An 18,149-nucleotide genomic window follows, 5' to 3' on the forward strand; every position below is an offset into this window, starting at 1 on the left:
CCTATATTGCACATTGTTGTCCGTGATTGAGAAAAGTATGGATGAGGTCATGATCCACGCTATTCAGCTTTTTTGCTCCATGATGGGCTATAAAATAATCCAGACTCATCTTCTCTAGAGGGATTGGATAGATGTTGTATTCCGAAGGGCACTCCTTGATATGGATGCTCTCAGGCACAAAGGTCAGACCTAAATTATGCTTTGCAAGCTGGAGTACAGTGTAGATTTCATTGCTTTCCATAATGATATTAGGCTGTACCTTGTAGACACTGAGCAATTGATCAATCTGTTTTCGGATTGCCGAACCCTTGGACGTTAGAATAAGCTTTTGATTCAAAATGGTGCTGATCTCAATCGTGCCCTCCGGGATAACTGCAACATTCTCTTGATATAATTCGCAGCAACGCGGAATGATGGCCTGGTAACTGTGGCTGCCCCAGTTAAACGAGTTCAAGTTAGGGGAGATACTGCTTGAATTTTGCCCGATCCAGAAGTCCAACTCATTATTTTGGAGACGTTTCTCATTTTTTTCAGGTAAGTCCTCGACAAGATTAATTTTATAAGCAGGATGAAGCTCCAGAAAATCTGGTAGAAAAAGGGGTGTTAAGTAAACACCGAGGCTTGGAAGAATGCCGATTCGTAACACTTTATTGCCCATATTCGATACATATGAGATTTCCCTTATAAGTTTCGCATAGCTATGTTCAAGTGACGTTAGGTATTGATAATATATTTTCCCCTGCTCGGTTAATCGGTACGGAAGTTTGTTGCGAGTGATTAGCTCACAGCCCAACTCACTTTCGATTTTCTTGATAACCTTTGTGAGGTAGGGCTGAGATATGTAAAGAGATTGGGCAGCCCTGCTATAGTTACTGTATTTCAATAGGCTGTCAATGTAACACAAGATATCTTGAGATTCTAACTTAGACATGTCCCTCACCCCACTTGTGAAAAAAGTAACATACTTTGAATTTGAGGTGATTATAACAAATTAGTTATCAAACTGCAATGAATAACTATTAGATCATTTGAGCTTTGATATGTTAGAGTTAGGCCGAAAGATCGAACCTGACAGTTACGAACATCATCTCGAATGACAGAGAGGGGATTACGATGAACTATTTAGCTATCGTGGGCACGAATTCGGATGTGTCAACTAACCGCATGCTGCTTCAATTTATGCAAAAGCATTTTGCTAGTGAAGCCCGGATTGACTTGTTTGAAATTAAGGATATGCCTGCCTTTATTGAAAAAGATGAATTAGAGGATGCTGAAGTTGATATTCCTGTGAAGGTACAAGACTTATTAGATCAAATCTCTAATGCGAAAGGTGTCATTATCGCTACTCCTGAATATGATCATGCGATCCCTGCAGTGTTGAAAAGTGCGCTGGAATGGATCAGTTACACGACTCAAACCTTGAAAGACAAGCCTGTTCTGATTGTGGGTGCTTCACATGGTGCACTCGGTTCTTCCAGGGCACAAGCGCATCTTAGACAAATCCTGGATTCGCCTGAGCTTGGTGCAAGAATGATGCCTAGCAGCGAGTTTCTTTTGGGAAAATCACAGAGTGCATTTGATAGTAGTGGTAATCTCATTAACGCTGACAAAGTAGCGGAGCTTGCCGAAATCTTCAATGAGTTTGTTTTGTTTACGGAGATCACTACGGAACTGTTATCAAAAAGGACGTTGAAGAAATAAACGAAAAAATTTTCCTGGCAAGAGTAGGGGCTAATCACAATGAAAATCATAGCGATCGTTGGCACAAATGCAAAGAAATCGTATAATCGCAAGCTGCTTCAGTTCATGCAAAAGCATTTTGAGTCCAGAGCAGCCATTGAAATCCTCGATATTACAGATGTTCCGATGTTTAATCAGTCCGATAACCATACAAACAGTGAAATTATACAATCGTTTAATGAAAAAATTATCGCAAGTGATGGTGTCATTATTGCGACTCCCGAGTATAACCATTCCATCCCTTCATCCCTTAAAAGCCTGCTGGAATGGTTGAGCTTTGAAATCCATCCGCTGGCTGGCAAACCCGTGATGATCATAGGTGCGTCCCAGGGAACACAAGGTTCCTCGCGTGCACAGTTGCATCTTCGTCAAATCCTGGATGCACCGGGTGTTGAAGCCAATGTGATGCCAGGGTATGAGTTTTTACTTGGAACTGCACATAAAGCATTTGACGAATCAGGTGACCTGAACAATGAAGGAACGATTGATTTCCTGGAAACATGTTTCCTGCGATTTCTTCGGTTTGCCAAAATTTCAAATCAGCTCAACGAAGAAGAGGAGTTTACCTACAAACCCGGTGTGTATGAGATCAATGCCATAGGTCACAGTGGCAATCTGCCGATGAAGGTATCCTTTAGTGAAAATAGAATTGAAAGCATCGATATCGATTCGAAGGGTGAAACCGAAGGCATCGCCGATGTTGTTTTTGTAAGAATTCCGAATAAAATCATTGAGGGACAGACGCTGAATGTAGATGCTCTCTCCGGTGCTTCTGAAACCAGTAATGCAGTCATCAATGGTGTAGCCAAAGCGGTTAAGCTTGCCGGAGTGAACCCTGACATCCTGAAAAGACGTCCAAAACCTGCTAGCAGCCAGATGAAAGATGACGAAGAATACACTTGCGATGTGGTCGTAGTAGGTGGAGGTGGAGCTGGATTAAGTGCGGCTGCTACAGCTTTACAGTATGGGGCAAGTGCGATTGTGCTTGAGAAATATCCGGCTGTTGGGGGAAACACGATCCGTTCAGGTGGTCCTGTCAATGCTGCAGATCCTGTATGGCAACAACAGTTCACTGAGAATCCAGGGGAAAGACAGACAATTGAGAATTTATTGAGTATGGATGAGAGCCTGGTCCACCCGGAATATATCGATGATTTCCATGCACTCAAAGAAGAGTTTACTGCGTATCAGGAAAAGTTCGGCACAGAAAAGGCTTATTTATTCGACTCGCCACTTCTTCACAGAATGCAAACGTATTTTGGGGGCAAACGAACGGATCTGAATGGAAACACGATCTATGGACAGTACGATCTGGTCAAAGTACTTACAGACCGTGCCTTGGAAAGTGTAACGTGGCTTGAGGATATCGGGGTTGAATATGATAAAAGTATCGTATTTGCTCCAGTGGGTGCTCTTTGGCGCCGCGGCCATAAACCTGTCAAAAGTTATGGCTCTGCCTTTATCATTGCACTTAGCAAATATGTAGAAGAACATTCAGGAAAAATGATTACAGATAGCCCAGTCAAACAATTGATCATCGAAGATGGAAAAATAACAGGTGTTATCGCAACAGGTGTTAATGGTCAGAAAATCACCATTCATGCCAAAGCCGTTGTGCTTGCTAGCGGCGGTTTTGGTGCAAATACTCAGATGCTCAAGGAATACAACACGTACTGGAGCCATATTGACGATGATATCAAAACAACAAATTCTTATGCGATGACTGGTGATGGAATATCACTTGGTAAGAGTGCAGGAGCAGCACTGACAGGCATGGGCTTCACTCAAATGATGCCGGTAGCCGATCCTGAAACTGGCGAACTCTTCAGTGGACTGCAAGTACCACCTGAAAACTTTGTCATTGTTAATAAAAAGGGAGAACGTTTTGTTAATGAATTCTCTGGACGAGATGTCTTAACAAAAGCGGCTATCGAGCAGGGAAGTTTATTTTACCTGATTGCGGATGATGAGATCAAGAAAACCGCAGCGAACACAAGCCAGGAAAAGATAGACCTTCAAGTGGAAGCAGGTACCTTGTTCAGAGCCGATACTTTAGAAGAGCTGGCCGTGAAAATCAATATGGAACCTGAAGTTCTTAGAAATACGATTGATAAGTATAACTCATATGTGGATGCGGGCTTTGATCCGGAGTTCCATAAGGATACGTTTAGCTTAAAAGTTGAGAAGTCTCCATTCTATGCTACGCCTAGAAAACCGGCGGTTCACCATACAATGGGTGGTATCAAGATCGATACCCAAACTCGCGTATTGGATGAAAACGGTCAGCCAATTGCACATCTGTATGCCGCTGGGGAAGTTGCAGGAGGTATACATGCAGGCAACCGTTTAGGCGGTAATGCCTTGACGGATATCTTTACTTTTGGACGAATCGCTGGTAAGACTGCTGTTGATGAAATGAATGATGTACAGAACATCAAAAAAGAAATGTAGATCACTCCAGATTCCATATGTAAAGAACCCGCTTAACACAAGGATTTTCAAGTGTTTTGCGGGTTCTTTCTAGGTGAAAATGGTTTGGTTGTGTGGTCGTGGTCACACGAATGTTCTCAGACCCCAAACCAAGCCCGGTGAAGGGCATATACTCCTTCTGTAATATCCTCAATACTCAATCCACCAAAACCAATCTGAACCATGGATTGCTCCGCTTGAGCTGGTTGCGCCCAAAAGGGGGATACCGGGTAGACCTGAACACCTTCCTTCTCAGCAGTAGCAATCAGCTTGTGTTCATCCATTCCGTTATGTACTCGCAACAAAATATGAAGTCCTGCATCCTCACCAATGATGGTAACTTGAGCACCCATCACCTGTTGAAGCATTGAGATGAGTGTGAATTGCTTCTGTCGATATACCTTCCTCATCTTGCGAATGTGGGCTTCCCAATGTCCATTACTCATAAACAGCTCTAAGGTGTTCTGCTGAAAATGAGAGACCGTTTGATCATATAATCGGTAGTCTTGTTTACGGTGTAGCTCTAACATGGTCTGTGGTAGAACCATATACGCAATACGTAATGAAGGCAGAAGGCACTTTGAAAATGTCCCCAGGTAAACGGTTCGCTGTTGGGTATCCAGGCTTTGCAGGGAAGGTATCGGTTTGCCGACATATCTGAACTCACTATCATAATCGTCCTCAATAATGATCCCATTCTGGTCTATTGCCCATTTCAGTAATTGCATTCTCTTGGCGAGCGGCATGACCATTCCATAGGGGAACTGATGTGACGGTGTAATGTAGACGATGCGGGAATTGCTTTCGTATAACTTGCGGATATGAAGCCCATCGACTTCCAGCGGAATAGGGTGAATGTTTAGACCTTTATGTTGAAAAACCGTCCGAACACCGTCATATCCCGGGTCTTCCATCGCGATCCCATGACTAACGTCACCTATTAATCCAGATAACACACCGAGCAAGTACTGAACACCAGCTCCAATTATAATTTGATCAGGTGAACAATTTACTCCCCTAGAGCTGTGCAGGTAATTTGCAATTTCCGATCGCAACCCCGGTTCTCCGAGCGGATCACCATAAGAAAACAACTTCATTTGGTTCTGGAGCAAGCTCTGATTGGATAACTTGCGCCAAGTGGCAAATGGAAAATGCTCAGCATCTACGTCACCATAACGAAAATTGTATCGAATCTCGGGGCTATCCTGAATAATGTTTTCCAACCAATTTGTACTCACTACGTGGGATAGGGGCAATGCTTCCAGCTTCAAATCCATGATGTATAAGCCACTCCTTGGCCTGCTCTGGACATAACCCTCAGCCAATAATTGTTGATACGCCATATCCACTGTATTACGGCTAATGTGGAGGTGGCTGGACAGTGAGCGAATAGAGGGAAGTCGAGTATGGGCTGGTAACTTTCCGTTCAAAATATCTTTCTTAATATAGTGATAAAGCTGAGCGTATAACGGATCTCCAGACTCTCTGTTCAACAATAATGTCAAATCAATCATGCTAATCCTCCTCGTTGCCAGAACTGACCCTGTTATTTTGTTGAGAGTTGTCACTACTTATGGGGTCAATCGATTGTTACAATTATATCAGTTCCAGTCGAATTAAAAAGATATCAGTCTACTGGATTACTATTGTTGTAGGAGGAGAAGGAATGAACAAACCTATAGATGTTATGGAACGAATAGAAAATCCGTCAACACAAGCGTTGCACAACTTCAATCAACACCCTGGTTTCCGCCGCATGTTTGCCCCGGACCAGTTGACAATCGGGTTGTTTTTACCACTTAAATTTTATAAAGGTCATATGGATGTTCTAAAAGGTCAAGCTGACCTCGTGGAAAGCATTGATCAACGAAATTTTGCAGCCGTATGGGTGCGAGATGTTCCTTTATTTGATCCTGCCTTTGGAGATGCTGGACAAGTATTTGATCCATTTATCTATCTTGCTTTTCTCGCTGCAAGAACCCAAAACGTCTCCCTGGTAACAGGAAGCGCGATCTTCACACTTCGCCATCCGATTGATTTAGCCAAGGCAGCTGCATCCATTGATGTACTTTCGGGCGGACGACTTGTGCTAGGGATTGCTTCCGGCGACCGACCTGCTGAGTTTCCGGCTTATGGGATAGATGGGGAGCATCGTGATGTGCGATTCCGGGAGACGGTGGAGTTTTTTCGTGAGCTTATACAGGATAGAACTGGCGCAATTCAATCTTCTCTTGGTCAATTGAAAGGGCTTGAATTGCTCCCGAAGCCCGTAGCTAATGGCATTCCGCTCGTTGTGACGGGCTCAAGCAGGCAGTCTTTAGATTGGATTGCAGAGCACAGTGATGGTTGGCTCACTTATCCCGAAGCAACGGCAAACGAATCCGGTCCTCAAATGCTTGGTCATAAGATTAATGCTTGGCGTGAAAAAATACATGGTGGCATGTTCAAGCCGCATATGACGAACGAATGGATTGATCTTGTCGAAGATCCCAATTATCCTCGAACACCGCTTCGTGGCGGGTACATATTGCGTACAGGACGAGCAGGTCTGATTCAGCTATTGGAGGAATGGAGAGCAGTTGGCGTCAATCATGCTGCACTCGGTATTCATTTTTCGAGTCGACCTCCTGCTGAGGTGATTCAGGAGTTGGCAGAGGAAGTATTGCCACTCTTTCCCACGCATGTGGGTCCGAAGCCGTTGTTTACAGGGTGGTAGAACATGAAATTGGTGCCTGATGACACAGATAGCTTTTCTCCGCATTTCTGTTAACGATCAGGAGAGTATCGATCCGCTGACAGCGATGAGGTCAGGGGTTCGATACTCTAGATACGATAAAGGAAAAAGACGTCATCATGTAACATATGATGGCGTTTTTTTGCCTCTATGTAAACGCTTTAATTAAATATAGACAAGGGATGCCGTCGGTGATAATATTGTTTCTATAAGAAACGATATTGTTCTTATGGAATACAATATATTTCTTTATCTATTCCCGATTTGAAGCTTTTGATCTTGCAAGTAACAAGAAAAAAAGACCAAAAAAAGTCGTCCTCCACATTCTATTGGGTATTATGAGCACCTCATTCTTAAGTATACGAATAACGCCTTGTGCTAAAGTATTTAATTGTTTGGTGCTTGAGCGTAACGAGAGGGTTGGGAAATATTATGAGTATAATTGAAACAACAATCGAATCTTTTGACGGTACTCGGCTATATTCTAGTAAGAATTTAGTTAGTGATGCAAAAGCCGCTGTCGTTATTGTTCACGGACTAGCTGAGCATGCAGGGCGCTACGATTATTTGACAGAGAAGCTGAATCAGCGCGGGTTTAGCGTATATCGGTTTGACCATCGTGGTCATGCCAGATCCGAGGGACAACGTACGTTTTATAAAGAGTTTGATCATCTCATTGAAGATGTTCATGTCATTGTCGAGGCGGCATTGCGAGAGAGTGGCGATCTTCCGCTGTTTGTCATCGGACATAGTATGGGCGGTTTTGCAACCTCGTCCTTTGGAACGAAATATCCAGGCAAGGTCAGAGGCATCGTACTATCCGGAGCCCTCACTCGTTACAATACAAAAGTTGCCGGAGAACTGCCAATGGATCTTCCTGCAGGCACGTATTTCCCAAATGAGCTGGGCAGCGGCGTATGCAGTGATCCCGCAGTTGTATCCGCTTACGCGGATGACCCGCTGGTTGAAAAGCAGATCTCTGTAGATTTATTTAACAGCTTGGGAAATGGCATAACATGGCTCAAGGAGAACCCCAAGCAGTTTACAGATCCGGTGCTTGTACTGCATGGAGCAAATGATGGACTGGTCAGCGAAAAGGATTCCCGTGACTTTTACGGCGATATCGCTTCCACGGATAAAACACTCAAAATTTATGCTCATCTGATGCATGAAATATTTAATGAACCGACTCGTGATGATGTTATTGAAGAAGCAATTACATGGATTGAAAAACGAATCTGATTTCAGTAGAGTAAGAGAGAGAATCTGAATATGAAAGGGATTACGCATGAAATTAGATTGGATGGGCGACCATCGGGAACTGATTGAGAAAATTATCAAATACGGTAATGCGTACTCAAACACGTATAAGCTGCAGCGAAGTTATGGTACAGACATGATGTTCTCTGCCTCACAGATTCAGACGCTGGAATACATTCTGGAAGCCGAGGACAAGGAAGAGAAGATGTCGGAGATGGCCGCACGCCTGGGTGTAAGCCGCAGTACATTTTCCAAGAACGTGAAGAATCTGACGGAAAAAGGTCTGCTCGAAAAATTTCATTTAAGCGGTAACCGCAAAGACATATACGTCAAACCTTCGCCGAAAGGTCGCGAGGTATATACGAAGTATACCGAATTTGTAAGGGAGCTGTGCTTTGATGAGATTTTCAAGTATGCAGATCAGATTTCAGAAGCGGATAAGCAGAACTTTGTTCGCATCATGGATCTGTTTGCCGACGTGCTCGTCTGGTATGGTGAAAAAGAACAGGAAGCGCGCAAGTTGATTAGAATTGATTCCTCTGAAACATGAACCTTGAAATTAAGGGCACCAGCCCAATCCCTCCGCGAATGTCCGTCATACAGTATAAAGTGCTCAATGCAGCAGAGGCTGTAGGACGATTATTCAGCAGGGAGTGGGATGTGTGAAATCATCAACAAAGCTTACCGGACGGGTTATTTATAAAGGAGATCCGGGATATGAAGCGGCGCGCAAGAACTGGGACCCGCATACCGATAAATATCCTAAAGTTTTTGTTTTTGCCCAACGGACGAAAGATGTATCCAACGCTATCCGATGGGCTCGTGAAAATAATGTACCGATCAGGCCGCGGAGCGGCAGACATGCGCTTGAAGTAAACCTTTCACAAGTTAATGGTGGAATTGTCATTGATGTAAGTGATCTGAATTCCATCAAACTTGATAAAAAAAATGGAACCGTTGTTGTGGGTACGGGTAACCGAGTAGGGAGAATTGCGAATACCCTTGCCAAGCAAGGTTTCATAGCTCCTTTTGGTGACAGCCCTACTGTAGGGATCGGTGGAATTACGTTAGGTGGGGGAATTGGGCCTCTCCAGCGTACGATTGGACTCATCAGTGATAACCTGCTTGAGGTAGAGATGGTGGACGCCAAAGGAAAAGTGATTCGGGCCAATAAAAATCGTAATGCGGATCTATTTTGGGCCTCGCGGGGAGGCGGCGGCGGTAACTTCGGAGTGTATACCCGTTACAAATTCAAAGTGCGCCGTGCTCCAGCGAAGGCGACTGTATTTAAAATCACCTGGCCATGGGCTCAATTCGAGAAGGTGCTCAAAGTATGGCAGAGGTGGGCTCCCTCTGTGGATACAAGACTGGGCAGCGAGTTGTCCATCGGACCGAAAAAGGGTGGCAATGTTGTCATGGAGGGGCTGTTCCTAGGGTCAAAAACAGAGGCACTCCGTCTATTGCAGCCGATTACAAGTGTTGGCACACCGACAAGTTCCATTGTTCGTTTGTTACCTTACACGGAAGTTGTGAAGTTCTTATTACAACCTGATCCGACCGAGACTCAACGGTATAGTAACCAGTTCTCGTCCGGTTTTGGACGAAAACCATTCCCCGACAAAGCCATTAAATCGATGCGATCATTCTTGGAGAACCTGGAAGAGGGACCAGGCGGATTCTATTTCCTCAACTGGGGCGGAGCGGTAAGTCGCAAATCACCTAGATCTACCGCATTCTTCTGGCGCAAAGAGAAGTTCTATGTGGAATGGACCAGTACGTGGCTCAAACCATCCCATGCCGCCAAAAATATCGCACTCGCTCGTAATACTCGCAAGAAATTGCAACCATACATTGTGGGTTCCTATATCAACGTTCCAGACCAAGGGATCAAAAATTCCGGTCCAGTGTACTATGGAGCCAACTATGCCAGACTGCGGAGAGTCAAAGCCAAGTATGACCCGAAAAATGTGTTTAACAATCCGCAAAGCATTACTCCTGCTCGGATAGTGTAAGGTAGAGCCATTCATTTTTACTAGCAGCTAGTGTTAATCAGAAGTTAAATTCATCTATGTATTACTAATAATAAAGACACGTCTTTTATGGCGTGTCTTATTGATTTTTATGGTAGTATAGATGCCAAAACGATATATGAAACGATACAGTTGCTGTTCGACCCTTGAATGGAGGTATGGCTCATGTATGCACCGATCTTATCTACGAAATTAACCATTCCAGTTCAGCGCTCCCATGTAGTGGATCGTCCCCGCCTGTATGTCCGTTTCGGCGAGGGGATGCACGCTAAACTCATACTGGTCTCTGCTCCTGCAGGATCAGGAAAAACACTACTAGTCAATCAATGGGTTAAGTTTTCTTCAATAGATACAGCTTGGCTTTCGCTGGAAGAAGCGGATAACGATCCTTCACGTTTTTTGACATATCTATGTGCTTCGTTACAGACGATTTTCCCCAAGCTTGCTGAAGGAGTCATGGGATTAGTTCAATCTTCCGAGCCGCCACCGATCGAGATCATTATTACATACCTTCTTAATGAAGTTTCTGAAATAACCGATCATTTTATACTTGTTCTGGATGATTATCATCTCATGACTTCAGAAGTGATCCATCAAGCGCTTGTCTACTTACTGAGGCACATGCCCCCGCATATGCATATCGTCATGACTACGCGTCAGCAACCCAAGTTACCTTTGGCTCGACTGCGGGCAAAGGGGGAATTGATTGAAATACGTGGTAGTGATCTGCGGTTTACTTCTGCCGAATGCAGTGAGTTTTTGGATCGGGTCATGGGATTGAAGCTTTCAGAGGAACATGCTGCTCTCCTTGAAAAACGAACAGAAGGCTGGGTTGCCGGGTTGCAGTTAGCGGCCTTATCCATGCAGGGTTCTTCTGATCCAAATCACTTTATGGAAACGTTCAGTGGCAGAGACCCATTTGTACTGGACTATCTAATGGAAGAAATATTACAAGGGCTAACCGAACAAGTACAGAACTTTTTGTTGAAAACGTGCATGTTGGATCGATTATGCGGTTCATTGTGTAATGCGATCTTTGATATAGATGAACCCAAGGAACATGAATCCGTTGATTTTACCGGACAGGACATGTTGGAGTGGCTGGAGCAAGCCAATCTTTTCATCGTTCCCTTGGACAATGAGAGGCGATGGTATCGTTACCATCATCTGTTTGCAGATTTATTGCGTAAAAGAGTACAACAGAATTCAAATTATGCCGGCACAGCGGAGACCGATCTGTCTATTACTGAGATACATAAGCGAGCGAGTATCTGGTATGAGAAGCATCAAATGGAGCTGGAGGCTTTCAATCATGCTGTAGCTGCGGCAGATACTCATCGGGCATCGGATCTGTTGGAAGGTAAAGGTATGCCACTTCTTTTTCGCGGGGGTGCTGTTCCTGCCTTGCAATGGTTGAGTTCTCTATCCTCAGCAGAAATGGATTCAATACCTTCCCTATGGGTGATGCATGCGGCTGCGTTGTTAGTGTCAGGACATATGATAGACGTCGAACCCAAATTGAAGTCTGCTGAACAAGCGTTACAAAATATGGAACCTGAAAAGATCAATTCTGATCTCATCGGACATATTGCCTCCATCCGAGCCACGCTGGCTGTCAGCCGGCACGATGCGGATACGATTATTACGGAGTCACTTCGAGCACTCAAATATTTGCATCCTCATAATCTGCCCATTCGTGCAGCAACAGCTTGGACCTTAGGATATGCATACCAGCTTCAGGGAAAACGTGTGGAAGCCGAATTGTCCTACGAGGAATCATTATCGAACAGTACCAGGATCGGACATCATATCATCACGATGATGGCGACACTGGGCATGGGGAATATGCAGGAATCTAACAATCAGCTACACCTGGCGGCTGAAGCCTATCAGCAGGTGGTACATATGGCAGGTAAGCCACCGCTACCCATTGCATGTGAAGCCCATTTGGGTCTGGCGCGAGTTCATTACGAATGGAATAAGCTTGATGTGGCGATGTTGCACGCTCAACAGAGTGTGCAGTTGGCACATCAATTTGTCCAAACGGACAGGGTTGTTGCAAGTGAGTTATGGCTCGCCCGAGTGACGCTTGCGAAGGCGGATCTTCATCAAGCCGCTATCATGTTAGATAGAATCAACGAAACGGCCCAACGGTTAAATTTTACAAAGGCGATCCCTGATATTACTGCTGCATACGTTCTTGTGCTCCTTCGTCAGGGTGATCTGAAAAAGGCAATACGATTATCATGGGACAGAAATCATGCGCTTAGTCAGGCCAGAGTATTGCTGAAGCAGGGGAACACCTTGGAGGCACTTGGTATGATGGAATCCTGTCTTCGCTTGGCCATAACCAAAGGCTTCAAGGATGAACAGCTCAAGGCAACAATCCTTCTGGCGGTTATCCATGAGGAACATGGAATTAGAACACAAGCTATCGAGCTCCTGACTGAGGCCATGATGATGGCAGAGCCAGCAGGCTTCATTCGAATATTTGTAGACGAAGGTGTTGTTGTACACAGTCTTTTGAAGAGTATGAGAGCACGCGGTGACTCACATTTATATCTGCTTCAAATACTGACTGCATTTGATGAAGCTGAGGACAATAGAATAGAAATGATTTCGGAAGAGACAGATGTATATCCGTACGTTTCTGAACTGCGAATTGATCCGTTAAGTGTGAGAGAGCTCGAAGTATTACATCTGATTGCGCAGGGAAGATCCAATCGGGAGATTAGTGAGATACTTCATATTGCACTGCCTACCGTGAAAGGACATAACCGGATTATTTTTGACAAAATGCAGGTGAAGCGACGAACCGAAGCCGTGGCAAAAGCACGTGAATGGAAACTCCTGTAACGGATGCATCTTTGAAACAATACTTTAGTATCTAGGGGCCGAACCCACTTCCCGATATACTCATGGCAAACAGGAACATGTGGGGGGAAAGATATGAGAGCTATCATATGTACAAAGTATGGATCACCAGATGTGTTGCAGCTTAAAGACATAGCGAAGCCATCACCCAAGGATCATGAGATTCAGATTAAAATACATGCAACAACCGTAACATCGGGGGACTGTAGAGTTCGCGGTTTTAATAGCCCATTCCTGTACTGGATACCCATGCGTCTGTTTTTGGGAATCCGAAAACCCCGAAATTCGATTCTGGGCGTAGAGTTAGCAGGCGAAGTTACGGCGATCGGCAAGGAAGTGAAGCGATTTAAATTAGGTGATCAGGTATATGCACTAAATGGAATGCGTTTCGGTGCCCATGCTCAGTATATATGTCTATCTGAAGAGGATCCCGTCACTTTGAAACCGGTTAATGCAACGTATGAGGAAGCAGCAGCTGTTCCGTTCGGTGGAACTACGGCCTTATATTTTCTGCTCAAAGGAAACATTAAACGGGGAATGAAAGTGCTCATCTATGGAGCTTCGGGAGCCGTAGGAACTGCTGCTGTACAGCTTGCAAAGTATTTTGGAGCAGAAGTGACAGGGGTATGCAGTACAACGAATGTGGAATTCGCGAAGTCACTTGGTGCCGAGCATGTTATCGATTATATGAAGGAAGACTTTACAAAAACAAGTCAGCGGTATGATCTGATATTGGATGCAGTTGGCAAAGTCTCGAAAGGTCAGTGTCGGCACCTATTGGCACCTAACGGCACATATGTCACTGTTGATGGGCAAGGCATCGCAAGGGTTACTGCGAAGGATCTGATACTTCTTAAAGAGTTGATGGAGGCTGGTAAGATGCAAGCGGTGATTGACAGACGTTATGCTTTGGAGCAAATTCAGGAAGCTTATCGTTATGTGGAAACAGGGCGAAAGAGGGGAAATGTCGTGATTACGGTCAAACATGAGAACTAATTGGCAGTGTGTCGAACTTACTTTTCAAAGGAATGAAAAAGCCACCCTCGGTCATATGACCAAGAGCGGCTTCTTTACATGCCAATTCGCATATCAGCCATTCAGCTATTATGCTTTAACTTGTTCTCCAGCAAATACTTCAACGTTCATTGGAGCGGCCATGAATGCTGCTGCTTGTTGAACAAAAGCTTGGAAATGCGCGCTTGTGTTGTGGGAAGCTGTAGCAGCTTCATCTTTCCACAGCTCGATCATCGTGTATTGTTGTTCGCGTTCTGTGCTTTTTGCCAAATCGTAGCTGATGTTACCTTCTTCTTGACGTGTTGCAGCAATCAGTTCTTTCGCAGATGCGAGGAATGCTTGCTCTTGATCTGGTTTAACTTGCAGATGAGCGTGAATGATAATCATAATGTATAACCTCCATATGGTGTTTGTTTGGAATGTGTTAAGAATATATGCTTATTGACCCATTTAATCGAGACTTACAGGGAAACCGTCCCTGATATTATGCCCAAGTTGTGATGGTTTCTACAGGCAGACGGTAGGAAGGGTGACCTTCTTTGGCCGATTTACCGATCGAGATCAACATAACGGGTTGATAACGCTCTTTGTCCATGCCAAATGCTTCTGCAATCTGGTCTTTCTCATAACCACCAATTGGGTTGGTGTCATAGCCATGAGCACGAGCAGCAAGCATCAATTGCATGGAAGCAAGGCCAGCATCGATCAGGTTAACGTCGCGAAGATCGGAAGCAGCCATCTTTTCGTAATAAGGCATTACAGTTTTGAGCTGCATATCCTTAATGTCTTGTGGCATGTAACCAAGTTCTACAGCTTTACCAAAAATCTCATCCATGTATTCAACGTTGTTCATATCAATAAATACGCCAATAACAGCGGCAGAAGTCAACACTTGATTTTGATTAAATCTCGCAAGTGGAGCAAGCTTTTCTTTACCTTCAGCCGTATCAACAACCAGAAAACGCCAAGGCTGCAAATTGATCGAAGATGGTGCACGGGAAGCTTCGGACAGAATTTCTGTCATCTCTTCACGGCTGATCTTCACTTCAGGATCGTAAAGTTTAACAGAACGGCGACCGTAGGTAATTTCGTTAAAATCATTGGTTTTCTGGAATTTGCTTTGAATTGTACTCATGCATGGATCTCTCCTCTATATATGGGTTTAGAAATTGTTGTGCATACGTTCCAGGAGATCGGCGAGTGACTGAACTTCGTCTTCACTGAAATCCTGTAAAATCTGGTTGATAAAATTGGTCTTCTCTGCTTTGTAGCCTTCAATCTGTTTCCGACCGTGGTCCGTCAAACGAACAAAAGTGACCCGATTATCGTCGGGGTTCTTGCGTCTTGTAACCATCAGGTCCGCCTCAAGCTGTTTCAAGTGGCGTGTAATCGCAGCACTATCAATGTTAATGATTTTCTGCAGCATGGATTGATTAATCTCATCTACCTGATCCAGCTCATGCAGAATTTCGAAGCGAGAGGAACTGATACCTGTACAGCGTTCAAACTTGGGACTGATTTTGTTACCCAACACGTTCAACAGATTGATGATTTGTTCTTCTTTGGAAACAATACGTGTCATGACTAGACCTCCCGGGTGAATCTGAATCATGAACAACGGCGTATGTTAACCAATGATTAATGTTGCAGTATACAATGCCATTGCCTAATGATTATTTGTATGCTCTCGATCATTGATGTATCAATATTTGATGCGTCAATCATTGATGGCTCAATTAATATATCATGCCTTTTATGATTTTGCAACAGGTTAGAAAATGTTGCTGATTCTAGTGTTATTATCCCGCTATATTACATTACAGTCCGTATATGTTGTCCAAATGCATAAGTTAATATTGATTGTTTATGTTATTGAGAATTATTATCAACTAACTTATAATGAAATGAAATGTACATCATGATCGAAAATAACAGGAAAGTTCATAACAGCAGCAAGAAGGTATGTCGATGTAATATGGCGGGAGGGAAAGTACAGCGGATATGAATTTGAATGATCACATCAGGTTGTGGAATCATGTTTTTGTCAAAATACTGGATGTACGCCAGAACGCTTTGGATCCTGGGGAGAAGCTGAAGAATTATCAACTACCAGCGAGTACCTATCTATATATCACCGACGGAAGTGCACGGATACGAATGGATCAACACAGATACATCGTGGAGGGATTCCACATCATTCATGGAGGCAAACAGGCGAATTTAAACATGGAGACGGATTCAGGCGTGACGTATTATATGATTTTGTACAAAGCCATTCTGGCCTTGCCCTGTGGGATGGAAATTCAGCATCTGATGGACCATGAACGTCCGTTCCAGGACCAATACGCACTTGTACCAACCCGTCCGCTGCAAATGTATCAGTGTATGGAGGAATTAAAACAGGAGTGGGAACAGTCCACTAAGCTTGCAAAGTTACATGCCAAAACCTTATTTCATCAATGGGTATATTCTTTGTTGGCAGACGTATACGAACAATCCATTCAGCCACATAAACCGGATACGGTCACACAGGCTATTGAATACATGAATGCTCATCTCCATAAGCCCATAGCTCTTGACGTAATGGCAGAAGCAATGGAATGCAGTGTGGGGCACTTGTCCAGGTTGTTCAAACAAAAGTTAAACATCAGTCCCATCCAGTATCTTGGACAGATCCGAATGGAGAGGGCAGCACATCTTCTGGTGCATACCCGTGCTACGCTGCAACAGATTGCAGAACAGGTCGGCTATCCGGATGCACATTCACTGAGCCGCAGCTTCAAAAAAATAAAAGGTCTTTCTCCAATTCGTTATAAAAAAGGAGTAAGCCAACGGTTTAACAAGTCGAAACAGACATTGGTATTGAACAACAAGCAAGATTTGCCCAGTATAATGCAAGAAAATGCCCTTCATTCGTTACATTCCCATCTATATAATGATATTGATTATCAATATCAAAAGAATGTTGGAGGGGAATTAATAATGCAAGGAAAATTCAAAATGACAGCACTAAGCATGATGTTGTGTCTAACGCTATTGCTCACGGCCTGTTCCAGTCCGGCACCGTCTGCAAGTGGTACGCAAACAGAGACCAATGCGGCTACTACACAATCGGGTAACCAGACAACGGAGACAGGGAAATCGACTGTACAGCCGGAGACGCGGACGGTCTCCACAATGAGGGGAGATGTGGTAATTCCCGCCAATCCTCAGCGTGTCGCTTCAGATCAATATATGGGGTACCTGCTGAAACTGGGCATTGTACCGGTTGGTGTAAGAACATTTATGCTGAACGAAGGATGGATTGAAAAGTCTGGCATTGCTGCTGATGTTATAGCAGGTATTGAGGATTTGGGAGGAGAGTTCCCAATGAATCTGGAGAAATTAGTGTCACTTGAGCCGGATCTCATCATCGGTTCCATTGATAAAAATATTGAGGATTACGAAAAAATTGCAACGACCGTCTTTTTACCTTATTGGGAAGGCGATAAAACTTCTGGTCCACTGGAAAAGCTGCGCCGGATTGCTGGTGTTTTTGGTAAAGAGAAGGAAGCAGAGCAATGGATCACGACATATGAAGAGAATATCGAAGAGACTAAGAAGCAGATTGATGGTGTGATTAAAGAAGGTGAGACCGTATCCATCATTCAAATAGGATACAAAGCGTTGTATGTCCTTGGTGCAGAAGGTGGGAACTATGGTAGTTCCACGATCTATGAGATGCTGAAACTGCCTCCTACTCAGCAAGCACTCGATATGAAGGATGGATTCGAGACGATCTCCCTTGAAGTACTGCCTGAGTATATGGGAGATCATATCTTCTTATATGGTTCGGGTAGCGAAGACGCCAAAGAGATTCTGAACAGCGAGGTGTGGAAACGTCTGCCTGCTGTGCAGAAAGGACAAGTCTACGCCTATGGTTCCTTGGATGGTACAGAGGATGAGTTCGTCATGGAAGATCCCTATTCACTGGAGTTGCAGTTAGATAGTATAAAGAATTTACTATTGGGAGCTAAAAAATAGAATTA

The 18,149-nt window shown here is 44.1% G+C and carries 14 protein-coding genes; 9 read left to right on the forward strand and 5 right to left on the reverse strand.

The features are described from left to right. Position 1: 1 nt before the first annotated feature. Positions 2-931, reverse strand: a complete 930-nt coding sequence (locus MHB43_RS10625) for a LysR family transcriptional regulator (RefSeq protein WP_405131935.1) — start codon at positions 929-931, stop codon at positions 2-4. Between the two features lie 182 nt (positions 932-1,113). Between MHB43_RS10625 and MHB43_RS10630 the strand changes: the two genes are divergently transcribed. Then, positions 1,114-1,701, forward strand: coding sequence for an NADPH-dependent FMN reductase (locus MHB43_RS10630; RefSeq protein ID WP_405131936.1), 588 nt, complete (start codon positions 1,114-1,116; stop codon positions 1,699-1,701). Between the two features lie 39 nt (positions 1,702-1,740). Further along, positions 1,741-4,191 (forward strand): flavocytochrome c, encoded by a 2,451-nt coding sequence (locus MHB43_RS10635; protein ID WP_405131937.1) that lies wholly within the window; start codon positions 1,741-1,743, stop codon positions 4,189-4,191. Positions 4,192-4,307: 116 nt separating this feature from the next. Here the strand turns inward: MHB43_RS10635 and MHB43_RS10640 are convergent, their stop codons facing one another. Further along, the gene (locus MHB43_RS10640; protein WP_405131938.1) at positions 4,308-5,723 is read right to left on the reverse strand and encodes a PLP-dependent aminotransferase family protein; all 1,416 of its coding nucleotides are present in this window, start codon (positions 5,721-5,723) and stop codon (positions 4,308-4,310) included. Positions 5,724-5,875: 152 nt separating this feature from the next. Here MHB43_RS10640 and MHB43_RS10645 point away from each other — a divergent pair, with 152 nt between their 5' ends. The 6 genes from MHB43_RS10645 (at position 5,876) to MHB43_RS10670 (ending at position 14,103) form a co-directional block, all read left to right on the forward strand. Next, positions 5,876-6,925, forward strand: a complete 1,050-nt coding sequence (locus MHB43_RS10645; RefSeq protein WP_237176113.1) for an LLM class oxidoreductase — start codon at positions 5,876-5,878, stop codon at positions 6,923-6,925. 450 nt (positions 6,926-7,375) lie between these two features. Next, positions 7,376-8,185, forward strand: a complete 810-nt coding sequence (locus tag MHB43_RS10650) for an alpha/beta hydrolase (protein WP_405131939.1) — start codon at positions 7,376-7,378, stop codon at positions 8,183-8,185. A 46-nt stretch (positions 8,186-8,231) separates the two neighbouring features. Further along, positions 8,232-8,753 (forward strand): MarR family winged helix-turn-helix transcriptional regulator, encoded by a 522-nt coding sequence (locus tag MHB43_RS10655; protein ID WP_405131940.1) that lies wholly within the window; start codon positions 8,232-8,234, stop codon positions 8,751-8,753. Positions 8,754-8,865: 112 nt separating this feature from the next. Further along, entirely contained in the window at positions 8,866-10,215 is a 1,350-nt protein-coding gene (locus MHB43_RS10660) for an FAD-binding oxidoreductase (RefSeq protein WP_405131941.1), read from the forward strand. Between the two features lie 183 nt (positions 10,216-10,398). Further along, positions 10,399-13,089 (forward strand): LuxR C-terminal-related transcriptional regulator, encoded by a 2,691-nt coding sequence (locus MHB43_RS10665; protein ID WP_405131942.1) that lies wholly within the window; start codon positions 10,399-10,401, stop codon positions 13,087-13,089. Positions 13,090-13,182: 93 nt separating this feature from the next. Then, positions 13,183-14,103, forward strand: coding sequence for an NAD(P)-dependent alcohol dehydrogenase (locus MHB43_RS10670; RefSeq protein WP_221823221.1), 921 nt, complete (start codon positions 13,183-13,185; stop codon positions 14,101-14,103). Positions 14,104-14,211: 108 nt separating this feature from the next. Here MHB43_RS10670 and MHB43_RS10675 read toward each other — a convergent pair whose 3' ends face one another. From MHB43_RS10675 to MHB43_RS10685, 3 genes are all read right to left on the reverse strand, one after another. Next, positions 14,212-14,508, reverse strand: a complete 297-nt coding sequence (locus tag MHB43_RS10675; RefSeq protein ID WP_253507171.1) for a putative quinol monooxygenase — start codon at positions 14,506-14,508, stop codon at positions 14,212-14,214. 97 nt (positions 14,509-14,605) lie between these two features. Further along, positions 14,606-15,256 carry a nitroreductase family protein gene (locus MHB43_RS10680; protein WP_076209073.1) on the reverse strand — a complete coding sequence of 217 codons (651 nt, stop codon included), beginning with the start codon at positions 15,254-15,256 and terminating at the stop codon, positions 14,606-14,608. A 27-nt stretch (positions 15,257-15,283) separates the two neighbouring features. Further along, on the reverse strand, positions 15,284-15,703 hold the full coding sequence (locus MHB43_RS10685; RefSeq protein WP_221823224.1) for a MarR family winged helix-turn-helix transcriptional regulator: 420 nt from the start codon (positions 15,701-15,703) through the stop codon (positions 15,284-15,286). A gap of 419 nt (positions 15,704-16,122) precedes the next feature. Here MHB43_RS10685 and MHB43_RS10690 point away from each other — a divergent pair, with 419 nt between their 5' ends. Then, on the forward strand, positions 16,123-18,144 hold the full coding sequence (locus MHB43_RS10690; RefSeq protein WP_405131943.1) for a helix-turn-helix domain-containing protein: 2,022 nt from the start codon (positions 16,123-16,125) through the stop codon (positions 18,142-18,144). Positions 18,145-18,149 lie beyond the last annotated feature (5 nt).

Source organism: Paenibacillus sp. FSL H8-0317 (genome assembly GCF_045040685.1).
GTDB lineage: Bacteria > Bacillota > Bacilli > Paenibacillales > Paenibacillaceae > Paenibacillus.